The organism is Streptomyces sp. CB02366 (genome assembly GCF_001905905.1).
Taxonomy (GTDB): Bacteria; Actinomycetota; Actinomycetes; order Streptomycetales; family Streptomycetaceae; genus Streptomyces.
Genome location: NZ_LIVT01000003.1, coordinates 561,125 through 578,454, shown reverse-complemented (window position 1 = coordinate 578,454; position 17,330 = coordinate 561,125). Strand labels below are relative to the sequence as shown.

The following is a 17,330-nucleotide window of genomic DNA, read 5'->3' as shown; positions in this document are numbered from 1 at the left end:
GCCGAAGGGGTCAGGCAGCGGGCGCGGCCTTCTCGCGGAGGGTGACCACCGCCATGTCGAACAGGCACCGGATGCCGGTCGCCAGCGCTTCGGCGGCCTGGTCGTCGCCGGACTCGATCAGGGCGCGGAACAGGGCGTACGCCGTCTGCCGATCACCGTTGCCCCACGCGGTGCTGAACTGCATCGCGAACCGGATCCCGGCCGGGGCCTCGCTGATGTCGCCGCGCTCTCCGGTGTCCGCGTTGAGCACGAGGAGACCGAAGTGGCCGCCCTTTGGCAGCGTCTTTCGGGCCTCTGCCGCGGAGACCTCGGCGAGCTCGGAGCACAGGCTGACGGCGGGACGCTCACCCCCGGCGATGATCGAGTTGAGGAGCGGGAGGGCCCGCTCCGGGTGGCCGGTCATGCCGTGAGCGAGGGCGGCCATGATCGTGTCGGCGGGGTCGTCCTGCGGGGTAGTGGGGATGCCGTGGGCCATCAGGCGGCGCTCCGTTCGGTGGTGGTGTCGTGTGCATCTCGCATGGCCTGATCCACGAGGTGGGCCACGCACTTGCCGTGCGCACACCTCTTCGTGATCCGGCCGACCGGCTCGTTCTCGCGGGCAGCCCGCCACCCCACCTGGTTCGCCGTCATCCGCACCGACCCGACGACGACCTCCCGGGCACCGACCCACAGAACGTGCTCGCCGACCCGCTCGGTGAGCGCCTCATGCGCCTCCTGGACCGACGCGAACGACTGGATGGCGACACGCTTCTTCGGGATGCGCCCGTACCGGCGGAGCGCGGTCCGCTCGTCCTCGGTGAGCCCGCCCCAGACACCGGCCCGCTCCCCGGTCTCCAGGGCCCACCGGCGGCAGGTCTCCATGACGGGGCAGCGGCGGCAGGTGGCCTTGGCCTCGCGCTCGTTGGCCATGGAGACGGCGTCGGTGCCCTTCGGGAACCACATCTCCGGGTCGTACTGCGGGCTGCGGCAGAGGGCGGCGTCACGCCAGTCCATCGCGCGGCCGGCGGTGGCCGGCGCCGTACGGGACTTGACCACCTTGACCAGGGCCGGGCTCATGCGGCCACCTCCTTCTGCGAGGCGCGCTTCACGCGGTACACGGTGCGGACGGTGACGCCCACATGGGCGGCGATCTCCGCGGGGGGCATGCCGCGCTCGATCAGCTGACGGATCACGGCGGTGCGGTCGGCGTTCCGCGGCTGCACCTCCGGGCGGTCCTTGACCCGCCGCTGGGCACCGGTGCCGCCCCACACTCCGTGGCGGGAGTGGACGCCGGCCCCGGCTTCCAGCGCCCGGGCGTACTCCTCGCAGTGGGAGCGGACCGGGCAGGTCTGGCAGAGCTGCACCGCTTTGGTCCTGGTGCCGCCGGAGGAGAACCACATGTCGGGGTCCGTGGCGGTGGCGCATACGGCGCTGGTCATCCAGTCGAGGCTCACTGGTCGGCTCCCTTCAGGTGGCCGCAGTTGGTGCACCGGTAGCCGGTGCCGTCGGGGGTGTGGGGGGTGGTGAGGTGGGCGCAGCGGGTCTCGTCGCAGCGGAGCCACCGGGTGCCGGCCGTGATCCCCACCGGGCTGAACGCGGCGGGCGCCGGACGGCGGCGGAAGCGCGGAAGGCGGAGCCTCACGACGCCTCACCGCCCGCCCGCTCCTTGCCGATACGGACGACCATCTCGCCGATCGCTTCCTCGTCACCGACCTCGTTGGTGACGAGAGCGCCCAGCTGCTGGCTCTGCTTCAGCTCGAAGTGGATCTGCCGCAGCCGTCCAGCGCTGGTCGACGGGTTGCAGACCTCGTCGAGGTAGGAGACGGCGGACCGGACAGACGACTCGCCGCGGTCAATGTCGGTGTGCCCGGGGTCCGGGTCGCCGGTCGGCACCAGACCGCCGTTGAGGAGCAGCACCCGCAGCGCGACGGACTGCGCCTTAGCCGTCCCCTTGTCGCCGGAGTCGAGCGCCTCGCCCTGCGACTGGGCGACGATGACGTCGCCGCGCGGACCGATGATGTGCCACGTGATCGTGACGGTGCACTCGCGGGTCGCCTTGCCCTTGGCGGTCTTCGTGTCCCGGTACGTGGCGTCGACCTGGAACGGGATGACGTTGACGCCGTGCCGCATCGTGACGGGAGCGAACGCCATGACGGTGGCGTCCACACCACGGAAGTTGTAGCGGGTGTAGCCGTCGTTGTACTCCTCGCCCTTCGCGATGCCGCGGATGTCCTTCCGGACCCGGAGCCAGGCAAGGTGGACGGGAACCATCTCCGGGTCGTCGTCGCCCGGCTCGTAGTCGGCCATCGGGTCGACGGCCGGGGCCTGCTCGGCGGCCTCCGAGAACGTGTGCTCCTCGGGCGCCGGGGCGGTGGTGGTGTCGGGTCGGCCGGCCGCAGCCGCCGCCCGCTCAGCGAGAGTCGTCACTGGTGTGCCTTCCGGACAGAGTTCGGGATGCTGATGCGGCGCGACGGCCGGTCTTCCACGCACGCCGCGTAGGCGTCGGGGAACTCCTCGCGCAGCCGCTCGCGGTCGACGTACTCGCGGCTCGTCTCGTCGTAGGAGTAGGCGACGTGGCCGCCCTGCACAGCGGTGTCCGCCGTACCGAGGGCACCGACGAGACCGGCCAGTGCGGTCTTCTTCCGGGCCTTCGCCTCGCGCTCGTCGGCCGCGGCGTCGAGGTAGTCGGACAGGGCGTCCAGCGCGTCACCGTCCCGGTCGATCGCAACGACGCCCGCCCGGTCGTGGTGCAGCTGCTCGTACAGGTCGAGCAGGACGTCGGGGTCGGCGTCGTGCGGGAGGACCGGGGGCCGCCGGTCGGTGATCTGCTGCCACGCCCGGGCCCCGGCGGCCCGCAGGTCCGCGACCAACTGCTCGTGGTCCGCGACCCGGACGACGAACTGCCGGTAGTCGTTGCCGCCGATCAGGACACCGACGTGGATGTGGTCGTAGCCGCAGACGTCGGCCTGCCACAGGGTCTGGGCGAGGACGTCGTCCGGGCAGCCGGTGCGCCACTGCCCGGCCTTGAACGCGGCCCGGCACTTGATCTCGACAGCGCACCGTTCGCGGCCGTCAGCGAGTGGGCATTCGAGGACGCGCCGGTCGAGGGTGCACATCTGCCACGGCCGGTCGATGTTCGCGACGAGCCCGACGCGGCGGACCACGGACCGGTTGCGGCGGGCCCACTCGCGGGCGACGGTGTCCTCGATGGCCCGGCCCCACAGGGCGGGTTCGGAGTCGTCGCCTTCGAGGGGGAGGCCGCCGGTCTTGTCGTGGTAGACGGAGAGGGCGTTGCCGTAGCGGCTGATGCCGAGGACGGCGGCCATGTCGGAGGAGCCGAGACCTTGGCGGCGGGCGGTGAGCCAGGCGGCGCGGTCGGCGTCGGCGGGGAGGATGAGGCGGCCGGTCGGGGTGACGCGGCGGCCGGCGGCCGGGGCGAGCGTAGCCCCGGCCTGCGCGGTGTGCGTCACGCGATCACCCCGAGTGCCTGCGCGGCCTCGACCAGGCCCCACCACATGAGGCCGCTGATGGGGAGGGCGATCGCGCAGCCGACTCCGGCGGGCCGGTCGCAGTCGTACGACGCGCGGTCCTGCAACTCCCGCTGGTTGCGGCCGATGCCGTCGTTGCGGGGGCGGCGGTACTCGCCGCCGAACGTGTCACCCATCGGAGCCCTCCTCCTGCTCGCCCTTCAGGCGGGCGATCTCGGCGCGGGCGGCGGCCAGTTCGTCAGCGGCGGTCCGCTCCCGGGCGGCGCGCTCGGCGATGCCGTCCCGCCACTCGGCGACGCCCGCCGCGAACCGCTCCGCGATGACAAGCTGCTCGTCGACAGTGAGCTTCGAGTCGAGCTGGAAGGTGACGTAGCCGGGCAGGTGCTGCCCGTCGGGCTCCACGTACAGCACCGGGTGCACGGACGCGCTGCCCCGGACGTGGGTCTTCTTCCCGAGGAAGAAGGTGGCGGTGAATGCGCTCATCGGGTGCCTCCGGTGCAGGTGCAGGCTTCGAAAATCAGGTGGCAGGTCGGGCAGGTGGGGATCACGACGCCCTCCTGACCTGCTGGCGGGGGGCCTTGACCAGGGACACGGCCGGGACGTCCGGGCTGTCGGCGGCGTCCGTCTCGGCGGACACCTGCACACCCAGCCGGTACGTGCGGGCCCCGATCCGGCGGGCCTGCTGCCCCGTCATCCGCACCCGGGTCGCGAGGCGCTCGACCAACTCGTCCTTCAGCTGCTCGAAGTCGAGGCGGTCCGCGTCCTGCTCCCCGTCGATCGGGGCGGAGTTCAGCGCGATGAACCGCTCGAAGAACTCGTCGCTCCCGAGGAGGTCCAGCAGGTCGTGGGTGTTGTTGTCGACCAGCGGGGTCGCGTCGAGCGTGACCCACCCGGGGCCCGACTCGACGTAGTACCGGCCCGGGACCGGCTCACGGAACGCGCTCACAGGGCACCGCCCTCGGTGTCGTCGGCGTAGCTGTGACCGGGGCACCAGACGCGAGGCCGGTCGGCCCACTCGTGCCCGTCGTGGTAGTCGTCGTAGCCGCAGCGGCCACGCGACGCCTCGGGCTCCTCGTCCGGGGCGTTCCCCCGGACCAGCGCCCGGTTCTCGTTCTCCACCCGGAGTCGCTCCAAGTCGGCGCGCTCCACCCGGATCAGCAGTTCCTCGTTCGTCTTGAAGACCGAGTTCCGCTGCTCCCGAAGGGCGTCACTGTCCTTCCGCAGGGCCACCAGCTCGGCCGCCGACTCCGGCGACTGGAGCAGCCCCGCCGCCTCCAACGCCGCCGCGATCCCCGCCGGGGTCTGCCGCTGCTTCTGCGCCGCCAGGATCACCCCGGCCGCCGCGCTCACACGCTTCGCGTTCATGCCGCCACCGCCGTATCCGCCGCCACCGGCAGGACCACGTCCACGTGCACCGGGATGTCCCGCCACATCGCCACCAGCCGATGCACCCGCACCAGCCGCCCGCCAGACGGGTAGTCGTTGCCGAGCGGCCGGATCGACCCGCCCAGCACACCGGCGTACCGGCCCAGCGCACCGAACCCCCCGTCGTGCAGGTGACCGTGGAGCGCGAACTCCCCAACGGACCACGACGCCATCGGCAGGCTGGGGTTCTCCGACAGCAGCTGCACCAGCGCCGTCGCGGCACCCAACTGCGGGATAGGATTCTGTTTCACGGTGTCCTCGATTCGTGTGTTGAGGTACTGCCGAGGGGTCGCAGCGGACCGGCCAGGGTCCGGCGGCCCCGCTTTCATGAGGTGGATCAGGCGGCCAAGGCGCGCTGCGCCAGCGGGTCCGCCTGCTCCCGGGCCTCCAGCCACGCCAGGACCACGTCCCGGCGGTAGAGGGTGTCCCTGCCGAAGCGCGTCCCCTGCGGGCCGATGCCCCGGTGCCGCATCTGGCGTACGGCGTGCGGCGTCTTACGGATGAGCGCCGCGACTTCCTTCGTCGTCATCAGGTCCGGCGCGGCGGTGGTCCTTGCCACTGTCGTCTCCGTTCGTTTTCGGTTCGAGGTCGCCGATGGTGCACCCCAGTTGGGTGGCGATTCTGGCGAGCGCCTCGGGCTGGGGGTCCGTCTCCCCTCGTTCGATGCGGGAGAGGTGTGATGCAGAGATCCCGGCAGCCTTTGCGAACCGGCGCAGCCCCTGGCCACTCGTTTCGCGTTGCTTCCGGATTCTCGGTCCGTCGGCCTTCATGAGAGAGACGATACGCAACGATGCGCAGGGATGCAAGGGGACGTGTTGAGACGCGTCGAGCCGGGTCACTGTCCGTAGACGCCTGATGGGTTTTCGGTCAATCTCTGGGGTCGGCATCGCGTGCCAGCCAGGGTGGCCTTACTCTGTTGCCGATCGTTGCGCGCCGTTGCGTGCATATGACATACACAGGGAGAGAGGCCACCCCCATGAACCGCGACCCACAGAGCTGGGCCCGGCTCGGCCAAGCCCTCCGAACCGCCCGCGAAGCACGCAGCCTCACGCAAGCCGAACTCGGAGAACTCGCCGGCGTATCCAGCCGCAGCGTCCAGGAAGCAGAAGGCGGCACCGTCCCGAAGAAGCGGATGCCCTACACCATCGCCCGCATCGCCGCCGCGCTCGGCTGGCCCGAAGGTGCGATCGACGCCGTCCTCGACGGGGCCGCGCCGCCAGGCGAAGGGTGGCGCGACGTGCCAGCCGACCAAGGGCACATCGACGCCGAGCACCTAGCCGGGATCATGGCGAACGCGATGGTCCGCGCCACCGAGCACGCCACCGCCGCTGAGATCCGCGCCGCCACCCAGATCGCCGTGGACGAAATGCGCAAGCAAGGGCTCATCCGCGAGACGGATGGCGTGCAACCTTCAACAAAACGGGGGAACTCGTAGTCACCAAGTGGTGACGCGGCATATTCTCCTCTCTCACCCGGAGTCTGCCGCTCCGGAAGAGAACGGGGAACCACATGCCTGAGCCGAAGCCGAACATAATCTCCGCCGCACTTGGCCCGAACGTGGCCGCACTCACCGTCCGCCTCGACGGGCGGCCTACCGCCGTCATCAACACGCTGGCCAGCACCGACCCCCGAATGCGCACCCAAGCCGCACTCCACCTCCTCGGGGCCGGAGTGGACGCCGGCAGCACACTGGGAGCGCTCCATGGGGTACGTCGCTGACCGCTGGCACAAGACCCGCCCGGCCCCGGGCGAGCCCGAGTGCGGGCAGCACAAGGGCATGGTCGCCGCAGCCGTCCACGGGAAGGGCAAGCGCTGGCAGGCCCGGTACGACGACCCGAACGGCAAGGAGATCACCAGCCTCTGGGCGACGAAAGTCGAGGCCGAGCGGGAGATCAACAAGCAGGAGGCGGCGAAGCAGAGCGGCTCCTGGCTGGACCCCAAGGCCGGGCGCGTCACCGTCGAGCGGTTCGCGCTGGACACGTGGCTGCCAGCCCAGTCCATCAACGGGCGCTCCGAGGTCGAGTACCTCGGGGCGCTCCGCCGGTACCTGTTCCCCGAGTGGGGTCAGCGGGAGATCCGGTCCATCAAGCCGTCCGAGGCCGGGGCGTGGCAGAAGCTCCTCATCAGCAAGTACAAGCTGTCCGGCACCTACCCGAACCGGGTCGCCCGGTACGTCCGCGGCGTGTTCCGCCTTGCCGTCATCGACCGCATTATCCCCGTGTCGCCGTTCGAGCAGATCCCCGCGCCCGCCATGGACGAGACCGCGGTCCAGCCGCCCGACATCGCCGAGGTGAGGCAGCTCATCGCCGCCGCCACGATCGACCGGTGGCGCACCATGCTGGAGGTCACCGCGCTGACGGGGCTGCGCTCGGGGGAGATCCGCGGCCTGCGGCTCGCGCGCGTCGACTTCCTGCGGCGCACCATGCTGGTCGACCAGCAGCTCGTGTACGAGCGGGGGAAGGGGCTGTACTTCGATGAGCTGAAGACGGGCGCCGGGCTCCGCACCCTGCCGCTGAACCGCCGGGTGGTCGACGTCCTCGCCGCGTACATCGAGCGGCACCCCGTGCCGGGCGACGGGCCCGGGGCCGGGCTCATCTTCACGATGCCGGCGGCCGGGCTGATCGGAGAGTCGACGATCGACGCCGCCCTGAAGTCGATCTGCAAGAAGGCGAAGGTGCGCCCTCGGCACTGGCACGAGCTGCGCCACCACTACGCCAGCGTCCTCATCGCGGGCGGGGAGAACCCGAAGGTTGTGCAGAAGCGCCTCGGGCACAAGGACGTCATGACCACGCTGCGCACGTACAGCCACCTCTTCGCCGAGGCGGAGGAGCGGACGCGGGACGTTCTGGATGCGGCGTGGGCCGAGCCGGGTGAGACTGGCGGCGCGGCGGAATCTTCTGCAGAACACCGCAGAACGCTGCACAGCGCTGACGATCACGCCAGGGCCAGCAAGGCGGAATCCTCGGAGACGGGCGGAAGGATTCCGGAATCCCGACCGGGTTCCGGGGTAGTAGCCCAGCTCAGAGCGTAGTTCGGCACATCACGCCTGGATGTTCCAAGCGGAAAGCGCCTGACCACCCGACCGGGACGGACGGCCGCACCCGACCGCTTCGGTCGGGGCCCGGCCGACGACCGCGAGGTGTCCGACGAGCGAGAAGGAGCGACATCATGAGCGACGGAGCCATGGACAAGCTGAAGGGCAAGGGCAAGGAAGCGGTCGGCAAGCTGACCGGCGACCACCGCAAGGAGGCCGAGGGCAAGACCGACCAGGCCAAGGGCGGAGCCAAGGACACCGCTGACGGCCTCGGCGAGCGTGCCAAGGGCGTCAAGGACTCCCTTCGCCGGGACGACGACGCCACGTAAGCCGCCCCACGGCTCCCGTAGCCGTCACCCCCGGATGTGAGCGCCCCCGCCGTCATGGCGGGGGCGCTCGTGTCGTGTGCGGGGGCGCTGTGGGGCGGTCGTTCGACCGGGCGTTCTGGATGCACCCCTGCACCCATCAGGGGAAACTGCCGGAAAGGACGTCGGCCGTGGGAGGCAGCGATGATACGGCGATGGATGCCGGCGCTGGTTCTCGGGGGGCTGTGGTGGTGGGCGGTGCTCCGGCTGGTCCTGCGTCCGGATCAGGCTGGCTGGGTGGAGGGGGCGGTGGCGGCGGGCGGCTGGGGACTGAGCCTGTTGCCGGTCCACGTCGCGTCGGTGGGGCCGATGGGGCTGCGGGGGCAGGAAGGCCCGGCGGGGTCGCCGGGGCAGGAGGGTCCGGTGGGGTCGCCGGGCTCCACGGTGCCCGCCGGGGGTGGGCGGTCCGGGGCCGGCCGGTGGTTCAGCGGGGCGTCGGGCGCCGCCCGGTGGCTCCGCCGGGAGGGTGCCGGGCGGTGGCTTGGCAGGGCGTCGGAAGCCCGCCGGCGGTTCACCAGGGCGTGGCGTCGCCGCCGGTCGGCCGGAGGGCCCGGCCGGTCGTGAAGACCGAGGCGGCGGAGGCCGGATGGGGCACCGGGCGGGCGACGCCCTCGGGTCCGCCCGCCCGGCCCGACAGTGAGCCCCGGGCCCTCGTCGCTTCCCCCTAGTCTTCATCCGCCTTCACCCGGTGTCGTTCCGCCTCACCGTGCCGGGGGCATCGGGGTACGGATCCCGCCGGGGGCGACGGCGTTCACTCGTATGGCGTGCGCTCCCGGCTCGGTGGCCGGGGGCTTGGCGCGCTGCACCACGGCGGCCTTCGCGACGCCGTAGCAGAGCCGGCCCGCGCTCGCGGCGTCCACCGCTCCGGAGGCCATCGCGATCAGCGAACCGGTTGTGGAGCGGGCCGCCGGGGAACGGGCCGCTTTCTGGCGGGCGTACAGCTTTTCGGTGAATTCTGGCCCCCAGCACCCGCTTCACGTTCTCGTCCGCCGTCCCCAGCCTGCTGCCGGTATGCATGATCTCGGCCGTGGCGACCAGGATGTCGAGCCGCCCGGCCGCCTCGACCGCCGCCCGGCCCCGCGCGGTCGGTGACGTCGAGGAGAGGGGGACGGCGACGGCCTTCAGGGGGTCGGTCCGGATTGGCAGACGGGACACCAGTAGGTGGGCCGGTCGTCCTGGTCGGCGCGGCGGATCGGAGTGCCGCAGCGCAGGCAGGGGCGGCGACCACGTCCGTACACGTACAACGGCTCCCGCACGCGGACGGGAGGGAGCGCTCGCGGACGGTCGGTGGCGGGGGCGGCCGAGGCCGGGCGCGATGGGGTGCTGGGGCCTGCGGGCGCGCCCGGGGCCGGAGGCGGGAGCCTGCTCGGCGGGGAGCGGAGTTCCGAGGCGATCGTCGTGGTGCGGGTGGGACGGTCGCGGTTGGCGTGCAGCAGGCGTTCGGCGGCGGTGACGAGCCGGGGGAGTACGCCGTCGGGAAGGGAGCCCACGGCGAGCCACGGGGTGACGCGGGCCAGGAAGCACAGCTCGCACTTGTAGACGTTGCCGATGCCCGCCAGGTTGCGCTGGTCCAGCAGGGCCTCGCCGATGGGGCGCTCCGGGGCGGCGAGCAGCCGCTCCAGGGCGAGGGCCGGGTTCCAGTCCGGGCCCAGCAGGTCCGGCCCCAGATGGCCCACGGCCCGGCTCTCCTCGTCGGTCCGCAGCAGCTCCAGCACGGGGAGCCGGTAACCGACCGCCGTGTGCTCCGCGTTGCCGAGGATCGCGCGGATCTGGTGCCCCGGGCCGCCCCGCCACCGTTCGTCCGGGGCGTACACCCGCCAGGCGCCGTCCATCCGGAGGTGGCTGTGGAGGGTCAGCCCGCCCTCGATCCTGGTCAGCAGGTGCTTGCCGCGCGCGACGACGTCCAGAACGGTGCGGCCGGTGAGGTCGGCGGTGGCGAAGCGCGGAACGCGCAGGTCCGACCGGACCAGCACCCGGCCCGCCAGCGCCGTGTGCAATCTGGTGGCCGTCTGCAGGACGGTGTCTCCTTCGGGCATGCCTCCATGATGGGTGCACGGGAGCGGGTGCGCGCCGGTCCGCTCCTCAGGAGGGGCGTCTGTCCGGATCAGGCGCGCAGGCGCAGGCCTTTGGGGGTGGCGAGGAACCCGGCGGCCTCCAGGGCGCGGCCCAGCGGCGAGGTGAGGGAGGAGACGCCGTTCGTCCGCTCCACGGTCACCGTGCCCAGGGCTCCGGCTCGGGCGGAGGCGGCCAGGGCTTCGGCCGCTGCTCGCAGGGCCGGGGAGTCGGGGTCGGACGGCCAGGCCAGGAGGGTCTTGCCGCCGCGCTCCATGTAGAGCGTCAACTCGCCGTCGACGAGGACCACCAGGGCCCCCGCCTTGCGGCCCGGCTTGTGTCCGGCGCCGTCCGGAGACTCGGGCCACGGCAGCGCCGCGCCGTAGGCGTTGGCCGGGTCGGCGGCGGCGAGCACCACGGCCTCGGGCACGGCCTCCGGATCGCGGCGGTCACGAGCCGCGGAGGCCGCCCGCAGCCGGTCCACCGCGCCGTCCATCGCGAACTGGGCGGCCCCCAGCCCCTCGACCACATAACCGCGACGCGCCTGCCCGTTGTCCTCGAAGGCGGCCAGCACGCGGTACGTCGCGGAGAAGCCGCCCTCCACCCCCTCGGCCTGCACCGCGCCGCGGGTCACCACGCCGTGCCGGTCGAGAAGGGTGCGGGCCAGGGCGTGGGCGCGATGGGTGCGCTCCGGCTCGACCGGAGGGAGCAGGGACCAGCGCCCGGAGACGGTCGGCGGGCCGGTACGGGAGGCGGTGCGGGCGTCGGCGGTGAGCGATCCGTAACGCCCGCGCGGAACGCTGCGCCGGGAGCGGTGGGCGGTGGCCCCGGCCGTCCGCCCCGAGCCCAGCAGCGAGCGCAAAGGGGCCAGGGTGTCGTTGGTGAGCCGCCCCGACCAGGCCAGGTCCCACACGGCGTCGGCCAACTGCTGGTCCGTGCAGTCCGGGTGGGTGGTGGCCCGGACCTGATCGGCGATCTGGCGGAAGAAGAGGCCGTATCCGCCGGAGAGCGTGGTGAGGACGGACTCGTGGAGCGCCGACAGCTCCAGAGGATGCGGCGGCGGCAGCAGCAGCGGCGCGCTGTCGGCGAGGTGGAGGGAGACCCAGCCGTCCTTGCCGGGCAGCGCCCCCGCCCCGGCCCAGAGGACCTCGCCGGTGGTCGTCAGCTCGTCGAGCATCGCCGGGGTGTAGCCCATGACCCGGCTCGGCAGAACCAGCTTCTCCAGCGCCGAGGCGGGAACGGGCGCGCCCTGGAGCTGCTCGACGGCGCGGGCCAGCCCGTCGATGCCGCGCAGCCGGTGGGAGCCGAAGTGCTGCCACTGGGGGAGGAAGGAGGCGAGAGCGGCGGGCGGCACCGGCTCCAGCTCCTGGCGGAGGGCCGCCAGCGAACGGCGGCGGAGCCGGCGCAGCACCGTCGCGTCGCACCACTCCTGGCCGATGCCCGCCGGGTGGAACTCGCCCTGGACGGTCCGGCCGGACGCCGAGAGCCGTTGCAGCGCCCCGTCGGTGACGGCGGTACCGAGCCCGAAGCGCTCGGCGGCCCGGGCGGCGGTGAACGGCCCGTGCGTCCGCGCGTACCGGGCCAGGAGGTCTCCGAGCGGATCCTTCACCGGCTCGGTGAACGCTTCCGGAACGCCGACCGGGAGTGCGGTGCCCAGGGCGTCCCGCAGCCGGCCCGCGTCCTCGATCGCCGCCCAGTGGTCGGCGCCGGCGATCCGGACCTGGATCGCCCGGCGGGCCGTGGCCAGCTCCGGGGCCCAGGACGGCTCGGCGCCCCGCTCGGCCAACTCGGCGTCGGTGAGCGGGCCGAGCACCCGCAGCAGGTCGGCCACCCCTTCGACGTCCTTGATCCGCCGGTCCTCGGTGAGCCACTGCAGCTCCCGTTCCAGCTCGGCGAGGACCTCGGGGTCGAGGAGTTCGCGCAGCTCCGCCCGGCCCAGCAGCTCGGCCAGGAGACGGGAGTCCAGCGAGAGGGCGGCGGCGCGCCGTTCGGCGAGCGGCGAGTCGCCTTCGTACAGGAACTGGGCGACGTAACCGAAGAGGAGAGAGCGGGCGAACGGCGAGGGCTCCTGGGTGGTCACCTCGACCAGGCGGACCCGGCGTGCCTCCAGGTCGCCCATCAGCTCCGTGAGCCCGGGGACGTCGAACACGTCCTGGAGGCATTCGCGGACGGCTTCCAGAACGATCGGGAACGAGCCGAACTCCGAGGCGACCTGGAGCAGCTGGGAGGCCCGCTGGCGCTGCTGCCACAGCGGGGTGCGCTTACCGGGGGAGCGCCGGGGCAGCAGCAGGGCGCGTGCGGCGCACTCGCGGAACCGGGAGGCGAACAGGGCCGAGCCGCCCACCTGGTCCGTGACGATCTGCTCGACCTCGCCCCGGTCGAAGACGACGTCGGCGGCGCCCACCGGGGGCTGGTCGCCGTCGTACGTCGCTCCCGGAGCGGGCGGCTCACCGGTCCCGGCGTCCGGGGCGTCGAAGTCGAGCAGGCCCAGCCCCATCATGTCCGCGTCGGGCAACCGCAGCACGATGCCGTCGTCGGCGTGCATGACCTGGGCGTCCATCCCGTACCGCTCACCGAGACGGGCGGAGAGGGCCAGGGCCCAGGGGGCGTGCACCTGGGCGCCGAAGGGGGAGTGCACGACGACCCGCCAGTCGCCCAGCTCGTCCCGGAACCGCTCGACGAGGATCGTGCGGTCGTCCGGCACATGGCCGCAGGCCCGGCGCTGCTCGGCGAGGTAGGCCAGGACGTTGTCCGCCGCCCAGGCGTCGAGTCCGGCGGCGAGCAGCCGCAGCCGGGCGTCCTCGTCCGACAGGCCGCCGATCTCCCGGAGGAAGGCGCCGAGCGCGCGGCCGAGCTCCAGCGGGCGGCCCAGCTGGTCGCCCTTCCAGAACGGCAGCCTGCCCGGGACGCCGGGGGCCGGTGAGACGAGAACCCGGTCCCGGGTGATGTCCTCGATCCGCCAGGACGTGGTGCCCAGGGTGAAGACGTCCCCGACGCGGGACTCGTAGACCATCTCCTCGTCCAGCTCGCCGACCCGGCCGCCGCCCTTCTTCGGATCGGCCCCGGCCAGGAAGACCCCGAAGAGGCCCCGGTCGGGGATGGTGCCGCCCGAGGTGACGGCGAGCCGCTGCGCACCGGGGCGGCCCGTGACCGTGCCCGCCACCCGGTCCCACACGACCCGGGGGCGCAGCTCCGCGAAGGCGTCGGAGGGGTAGCGTCCGGCGAGCATGTCGAGCACACCGGTGAACGCCGACTCGGGGAGCGAGGCGAACGGGGCGGCCCGCCGGGCCAGCGCCAGCAGGTCGTCGGCCTGCCAGCTGTCCAGGGCCACCATGGCGACCAGCTGCTGCGCCAGGACGTCCAACGGGTTGGACGGGATGCGCAGCGCCTCGATGGCCCCTTCGCGCATCCGCTCGGTGACGACGGCGGCCTGCACCAGGTCGCCGCGGTACTTCGGGAAGACCACCCCGGTGGAGACCGCGCCCACCTGGTGCCCGGCCCGGCCCACCCGTTGGAGGCCGGAGGCGACGGAGGGCGGGGACTCGACCTGGACCACCAGGTCGACCGCGCCCATGTCGATGCCCAGCTCCAGGCTGGAGGTGGCGACCACGGCGGGCAGCCGGCCCGCCTTGAGGTCCTCCTCGACCTGCGCCCGCTGCTCCTTGGAGACCGAGCCGTGGTGGGCGCGGGCCAGCAGGGCGGGGGCGCCCCTGCCCGCACCGGACTGGGCCATGACCTCGGCGGGGGCGTGGGCCTCCGGGAGCGCGGGGGCCGGGGCGTCGGCGTCGAACGCGGCGCCGGTCGCCCGCTCGTACGCGATCTCGTTCAACCGGTTGCACAGCCGCTCGGCCAGCCGCCGGGAGTTGGCGAAGACGATGGTGGAGCGGTGCGCCTGGACGAGGTCGGCGATGCGCTCCTCCACATGCGGCCAGATCGACGGCTTGTCCGCCTGCCCGGAGTCGCCGTCCGTGGCGGGGGAGCCGCCCAGCTCGCCCAGGTCCTCGACCGGGACGACGACCGAGAGGTCGAACTCCTTGGCGGACCGGGGCTGGACGATCTCCACCTTGCGCTGCGGCGACAGGAAGCGGGCCACCTCGTCGACCGGCCGGACCGTCGCGGACAGCCCGATGCGCCGGGCGGGACGGGTCAGCAGCTCGTCGAGCCGCTCCAGCGACAGGGCGAGATGGGCGCCGCGCTTCGTCCCGGCGACCGCGTGCACCTCGTCGAGGATCACCGTCTCGACACCGGCCAGCGCGTCCCGGGCGGAGGACGTCAGCATCAGGAACAGCGACTCGGGCGTGGTGATCAGGATGTCCGGCGGCCTGGTCGCCATGGACCGCCGCTCGGCGGCCGGGGTGTCCCCGGACCGGATGCCGACCCGCACCTCGGGCTCCGGCAGGCCGAGGCGCACCGACTCCTGGCGGATGCCGGTCAGCGGGGAGCGGAGGTTGCGCTCGACGTCGACCGCGAGGGCCTTGAGCGGGGAGACGTACAGCACGCGGCAGCGCTTCCTGGCGTCGGCGGGCGGCGGCTCGGCGGCCAGCCGGTCCAAGGAGGCCAGGAACGCGGCCAGCGTCTTGCCGGAACCGGTCGGTGCGACGACCAGCACGTCGCTCCCCTCGCCGATGGCCCGCCAGGCGCCCTCCTGCGCCGCGGTGGGGGCGCTGAAGGCTCCGGCGAACCAGCTGCGGGTCGCGGGCGAGAACGCGTCGAGCGCGGAACCGGTCATGCTCCCCATCGTGCACCCCGCCACTGACAACGGGCCGCCCGACGCCGCCGGCGGGGCCCGCCCGGCCGGGGGCGCACGGCCGGGACCTGCGAGGATGCCCCTATGGCGGGAGTGGACGGCACGGGGGAATGGGCACGGCACTGGCAGTACGCGGCGCTGCCCGGCCTCGATCTGCTGCGCGCCCGGTACGTCCGTCACACCTTCCCCCGGCACAGCCACGAGGGTTACGTCATCGGAGCGGTCACCGGCGGAGTGGAGGACGTGGGCCTGCCGGGCGGCACGATTCAGGCGGTCCCCGGGACCGTCGTCCTGATCAACCCGGAGGTGCCGCACACCGCCCGCTCCGGGGCGCCCGACGGCTGGGCCTACTCCACGCTCTATCCGTCGTACCGGGTGGTCAACGACATCGCGGCCGAGGTGACGTCCCTGCGCGGCACGGCCGGCTTCGTCGAGAGCCGGGTGACCGACCCGCAGGCGTCCCGGCTGATCACCGAGGTGCACCGGGCGGCGGAGGAGGGCAACGCGCTGGCGGCCGACAGCCTGCTGCGCATCGTGGTCGCCCGGCTCCTCGGCCACTGCGGCGGCCCTCTGCCCAGGCCCGCCGCGCACGCCGGGGGTGCGCGGAACGCCGTGCGCGCCCGCGCCGTCCTGGAGGAGCGGATGGCGGCCCCTCCCACGTTGGAGGCGCTCGCCGCCGAACTGGGCACTGGGCCGTTCGCGCTGCTGCGGGCCTTCAAGAAGGAGTTCGGGATGCCGCCCCACACGTGGCTCACCGACGCCCGGGTGCGCAGGGCGCGCCGCTTGCTCGACGCCGGGGTCGCCCCCGCCGAGACCGCGACCGCGGTCGGCTTCACCGATCAGCCGCACCTCAACCGCCATTTCACCCGGATCGTGGGGGTGCCGCCGGGTGCGTACCGACGCGGACGCGCAGTGCCCCGGCCCGGCCGGTGAGCGGCGGGCCGGGGCCGTCGGGAGTACAGGAGGCGTGTCCGCGGCCGGGGGGCGCAAGAACGTACAAGACCTGGTCCGAACGGTCCCCGTAGCGTTCCGGGCGTGGCAGAACAGACAGCACCCCCAGAGGGCACAGGCGCCCCCGGCGCCCCGCCCGCCGGACCCGGTCCGGCGGTGGAGGACCGGCCGGACAAGCCGGACGCGGCCGTCGTCCGGGACGCGCTCGGCGTCGGCGTCGCCGTCGGGCTCTCCGGCTTCGCCTTCGGCGTCACCTCGGCGGGCTCCGGCCTGAGCCTGCTCCAGACCTGCGTCCTGAGCCTGCTCGTCTTCACCGGCGCCTCCCAGTTCGCCCTGGTCGGCGCGCTGGCCGCGGGCGGCAACCCGTACACCGCGGCGGCCGGGGCGTTCTTCCTGGGCGTCCGGAACGCGTTCTACGGTCTGCGCCTCTCCCAGCTGCTCGCCCTGCCCCGTGCGGTACGGCCCTTCGCCGCCCACTGGGTCATCGACGAAACGACCGCGGTCACCCTGCCGCAGCCCACCCGGCGGGCCGCGCGCATCGGCTTCACGGTCACCGGTCTCACCCTGTACGTGCTGTGGAACCTCACCACCCTGGTGGGCGCGCTGGGCGCGGAGGCGCTGGGCGACACCGACGCCTGGGGGCTGGACGCGGCGAGCCCGGCCGTGTTCCTCGCACTGCTCGCGCCGATGCTCCGAAGCACCGTCGAACGCGTCACGGCCGCGCTGGCCGTCCTGCTCGCCCTGACGCTGCTGCCCGTCCTTCCGGCGGGTGTGCCCGTCCTGCTGTCGGCGCTCGCGGCGCCCGCCGTGCTCTTCCTGACGGGCCGGACGAAGCGGGGACCGGCCGACCGGGGCGACGGCGGCCCCGACGGCGACGGGGACGGCGGGAACGACGAGGACGTGGCGGAACGGCAGAAGGGTGAGCGGCGCACATGAACGTCTGGACAGCCATCGGGCTGACCGTGGTGGGCTGCTACCTCGCCAAACTCCTGGGACTGCTCGTGCCCGCCGGAGTGCTGGAGCGACCGCTCGTCCGGCGGATGGCCGCGCTGCTGCCCGTGGCGCTGCTGGCGGCGCTCACGGCTCAGCAGACCTTCGGAGAGGGCCCCCACCTCGTGCTCGACGCCCGCGCCGCCGGTCTCGGCGCGGCGGCACTCGCCCTGGTCCTGCGCGCGCCCTTCCTGGTGGTCGTCGGCGCGGGCGTGCTGGTCACGGCGGCTGTGCGCGCACTGGCCTGAGGGCCCGCGAACAGGCGGGGCGGGGCTCGCGGGGGAGGGGGCGAAGCGGCG

Annotated in this window: 21 protein-coding genes and 1 pseudogene; 6 read left to right on the top strand and 16 right to left on the bottom strand. The window is 73.4% G+C overall.

Annotated elements, in window-relative coordinates; all coding sequences use genetic code 11:
* Window positions 1-10: 10 nt before the first annotated feature.
* From AMK24_RS11130 to AMK24_RS35405, 13 genes and pseudogenes are all read right to left on the bottom strand, one after another.
* Window positions 11-475, bottom strand: coding sequence for a hypothetical protein (locus AMK24_RS11130; protein ID WP_073767597.1), 465 nt, complete (start codon window positions 473-475; stop codon window positions 11-13).
* 293 nt (window positions 476-768) lie between these two features.
* Window positions 769-993: pseudogene (locus tag AMK24_RS34685) on the bottom strand (WhiB family transcriptional regulator); the annotation flags it as partial.
* A 59-nt stretch (window positions 994-1,052) separates the two neighbouring features.
* Window positions 1,053-1,418 carry a WhiB family transcriptional regulator gene (locus AMK24_RS11120; RefSeq protein WP_143203701.1) on the bottom strand — a complete coding sequence of 122 codons (366 nt, stop codon included), beginning with the start codon at window positions 1,416-1,418 and terminating at the stop codon, window positions 1,053-1,055.
* A gap of 11 nt (window positions 1,419-1,429) precedes the next feature.
* A complete protein-coding gene (locus tag AMK24_RS11115) occupies window positions 1,430-1,621 on the bottom strand; it encodes a hypothetical protein (RefSeq protein ID WP_073767591.1) in 192 nt (63 codons plus the stop codon).
* Window positions 1,618-2,406 (bottom strand): ERF family protein, encoded by a 789-nt coding sequence (locus AMK24_RS11110; protein WP_073767589.1) that lies wholly within the window; start codon window positions 2,404-2,406, stop codon window positions 1,618-1,620. Before AMK24_RS11110 ends, AMK24_RS11115 begins: the two co-directional genes overlap by 4 nt.
* Window positions 2,403-3,449, bottom strand: coding sequence for a YqaJ viral recombinase family nuclease (locus AMK24_RS11105; RefSeq protein ID WP_073767587.1), 1,047 nt, complete (start codon window positions 3,447-3,449; stop codon window positions 2,403-2,405). The genes AMK24_RS11110 and AMK24_RS11105 overlap by 4 nt, the downstream gene beginning before the upstream one ends.
* Window positions 3,446-3,643: a hypothetical protein gene (locus AMK24_RS11100; RefSeq protein ID WP_073767585.1), complete on the bottom strand. Its 198-nt coding sequence runs from the start codon at window positions 3,641-3,643 to the stop codon at window positions 3,446-3,448. Before AMK24_RS11100 ends, AMK24_RS11105 begins: the two co-directional genes overlap by 4 nt.
* The gene (locus AMK24_RS11095; RefSeq protein WP_073767583.1) at window positions 3,636-3,950 is read right to left on the bottom strand and encodes a hypothetical protein; all 315 of its coding nucleotides are present in this window, start codon (window positions 3,948-3,950) and stop codon (window positions 3,636-3,638) included. Before AMK24_RS11095 ends, AMK24_RS11100 begins: the two co-directional genes overlap by 8 nt.
* 61 nt (window positions 3,951-4,011) lie before the next feature.
* Complete coding sequence (locus AMK24_RS11090; RefSeq protein WP_073767581.1) at window positions 4,012-4,413, bottom strand: hypothetical protein; 402 nt, start codon at window positions 4,411-4,413, stop codon at window positions 4,012-4,014.
* Window positions 4,410-4,832, bottom strand: coding sequence for a hypothetical protein (locus AMK24_RS11085; protein WP_073767579.1), 423 nt, complete (start codon window positions 4,830-4,832; stop codon window positions 4,410-4,412). Before AMK24_RS11085 ends, AMK24_RS11090 begins: the two co-directional genes overlap by 4 nt.
* Complete coding sequence (locus tag AMK24_RS11080; RefSeq protein ID WP_143203700.1) at window positions 4,829-5,143, bottom strand: hypothetical protein; 315 nt, start codon at window positions 5,141-5,143, stop codon at window positions 4,829-4,831. The genes AMK24_RS11085 and AMK24_RS11080 overlap by 4 nt, the downstream gene beginning before the upstream one ends.
* A gap of 86 nt (window positions 5,144-5,229) precedes the next feature.
* A complete protein-coding gene (locus AMK24_RS11075; RefSeq protein ID WP_242435128.1) occupies window positions 5,230-5,451 on the bottom strand; it encodes a helix-turn-helix domain-containing protein in 222 nt (73 codons plus the stop codon).
* Window positions 5,387-5,662, bottom strand: coding sequence for a helix-turn-helix domain-containing protein (locus AMK24_RS35405; protein ID WP_073768771.1), 276 nt, complete (start codon window positions 5,660-5,662; stop codon window positions 5,387-5,389). The genes AMK24_RS11075 and AMK24_RS35405 overlap by 65 nt, the downstream gene beginning before the upstream one ends.
* 206 nt (window positions 5,663-5,868) lie before the next feature.
* Between AMK24_RS35405 and AMK24_RS11065 the strand changes: the two genes are divergently transcribed.
* From AMK24_RS11065 to AMK24_RS11055, 3 genes are all read left to right on the top strand, one after another.
* The gene (locus AMK24_RS11065) at window positions 5,869-6,327 is read left to right on the top strand and encodes a helix-turn-helix transcriptional regulator (protein ID WP_073767573.1); all 459 of its coding nucleotides are present in this window, start codon (window positions 5,869-5,871) and stop codon (window positions 6,325-6,327) included.
* Between the two features lie 267 nt (window positions 6,328-6,594).
* Window positions 6,595-7,923: a tyrosine-type recombinase/integrase gene (locus AMK24_RS11060; protein WP_073767571.1), complete on the top strand. Its 1,329-nt coding sequence runs from the start codon at window positions 6,595-6,597 to the stop codon at window positions 7,921-7,923.
* Window positions 7,924-8,060: 137 nt separating this feature from the next.
* Window positions 8,061-8,255 (top strand): CsbD family protein, encoded by a 195-nt coding sequence (locus AMK24_RS11055; RefSeq protein WP_073767569.1) that lies wholly within the window; start codon window positions 8,061-8,063, stop codon window positions 8,253-8,255.
* A 737-nt stretch (window positions 8,256-8,992) separates the two neighbouring features.
* Here the strand turns inward: AMK24_RS11055 and AMK24_RS34680 are convergent.
* From AMK24_RS34680 to AMK24_RS11035, 3 genes are all read right to left on the bottom strand, one after another.
* Window positions 8,993-9,166 carry an SDR family oxidoreductase gene (locus AMK24_RS34680; RefSeq protein WP_242435127.1) on the bottom strand — a complete coding sequence of 58 codons (174 nt, stop codon included), beginning with the start codon at window positions 9,164-9,166 and terminating at the stop codon, window positions 8,993-8,995.
* A 246-nt stretch (window positions 9,167-9,412) separates the two neighbouring features.
* On the bottom strand, window positions 9,413-10,327 hold the full coding sequence (locus AMK24_RS11040) for a DNA-formamidopyrimidine glycosylase family protein (RefSeq protein WP_073767563.1): 915 nt from the start codon (window positions 10,325-10,327) through the stop codon (window positions 9,413-9,415).
* 68 nt (window positions 10,328-10,395) lie between these two features.
* Window positions 10,396-15,072: an Lhr family ATP-dependent helicase gene (locus AMK24_RS11035; RefSeq protein ID WP_073767561.1), complete on the bottom strand. Its 4,677-nt coding sequence runs from the start codon at window positions 15,070-15,072 to the stop codon at window positions 10,396-10,398.
* 102 nt (window positions 15,073-15,174) lie between these two features.
* On the opposite strand from AMK24_RS11035, the gene AMK24_RS11030 reads away from it, so the two are divergent.
* From AMK24_RS11030 to AMK24_RS11020, 3 genes are all read left to right on the top strand, one after another.
* Entirely contained in the window at window positions 15,175-16,023 is an 849-nt protein-coding gene (locus tag AMK24_RS11030; protein WP_073767559.1) for an AraC family transcriptional regulator, read from the top strand.
* 102 nt (window positions 16,024-16,125) lie between these two features.
* The gene (locus AMK24_RS11025; protein WP_073767557.1) at window positions 16,126-16,977 is read left to right on the top strand and encodes an AzlC family ABC transporter permease; all 852 of its coding nucleotides are present in this window, start codon (window positions 16,126-16,128) and stop codon (window positions 16,975-16,977) included.
* Entirely contained in the window at window positions 16,974-17,279 is a 306-nt protein-coding gene (locus AMK24_RS11020) for an AzlD domain-containing protein (RefSeq protein ID WP_073767555.1), read from the top strand. Before AMK24_RS11025 ends, AMK24_RS11020 begins: the two co-directional genes overlap by 4 nt.
* The last annotated feature ends 51 nt before the right edge of the window (window positions 17,280-17,330 follow it).

What these genes read in the sequence shown, in the direction of transcription:
- AMK24_RS11095 (WP_073767583.1), bottom strand. Translation starts at nt 3,950, where the DNA reads ATGAGCGCATTCACCGCCACCTTCTTCCTCGGGAAGAAGACCCACGTC.
- AMK24_RS11130 (WP_073767597.1), bottom strand. Translation starts at nt 475, where the DNA reads ATGGCCCACGGCATCCCCACTACCCCGCAGGACGACCCCGCCGACACG.
- AMK24_RS11120 (WP_143203701.1), bottom strand. Translation starts at nt 1,418, where the DNA reads ATGACCAGCGCCGTATGCGCCACCGCCACGGACCCCGACATGTGGTTC.
- AMK24_RS11065 (WP_073767573.1), top strand. Translation starts at nt 5,869, where the DNA reads ATGAACCGCGACCCACAGAGCTGGGCCCGGCTCGGCCAAGCCCTCCGA.
- AMK24_RS11035 (WP_073767561.1), bottom strand. Translation starts at nt 15,072, where the DNA reads ATGACCGGTTCCGCGCTCGACGCGTTCTCGCCCGCGACCCGCAGCTGG.
- AMK24_RS11020 (WP_073767555.1), top strand. Translation starts at nt 16,974, where the DNA reads ATGAACGTCTGGACAGCCATCGGGCTGACCGTGGTGGGCTGCTACCTC.
- AMK24_RS11030 (WP_073767559.1), top strand. Translation starts at nt 15,175, where the DNA reads ATGGCGGGAGTGGACGGCACGGGGGAATGGGCACGGCACTGGCAGTAC.
- AMK24_RS11060 (WP_073767571.1), top strand. Translation starts at nt 6,595, where the DNA reads ATGGGGTACGTCGCTGACCGCTGGCACAAGACCCGCCCGGCCCCGGGC.
- AMK24_RS11085 (WP_073767579.1), bottom strand. Translation starts at nt 4,832, where the DNA reads ATGAACGCGAAGCGTGTGAGCGCGGCGGCCGGGGTGATCCTGGCGGCG.
- AMK24_RS11040 (WP_073767563.1), bottom strand. Translation starts at nt 10,327, where the DNA reads ATGCCCGAAGGAGACACCGTCCTGCAGACGGCCACCAGATTGCACACG.
- AMK24_RS11100 (WP_073767585.1), bottom strand. Translation starts at nt 3,643, where the DNA reads ATGGGTGACACGTTCGGCGGCGAGTACCGCCGCCCCCGCAACGACGGC.
- AMK24_RS35405 (WP_073768771.1), bottom strand. Translation starts at nt 5,662, where the DNA reads ATGAAGGCCGACGGACCGAGAATCCGGAAGCAACGCGAAACGAGTGGC.
- AMK24_RS34680 (WP_242435127.1), bottom strand. Translation starts at nt 9,166, where the DNA reads ATGGCCTCCGGAGCGGTGGACGCCGCGAGCGCGGGCCGGCTCTGCTAC.
- AMK24_RS11055 (WP_073767569.1), top strand. Translation starts at nt 8,061, where the DNA reads ATGAGCGACGGAGCCATGGACAAGCTGAAGGGCAAGGGCAAGGAAGCG.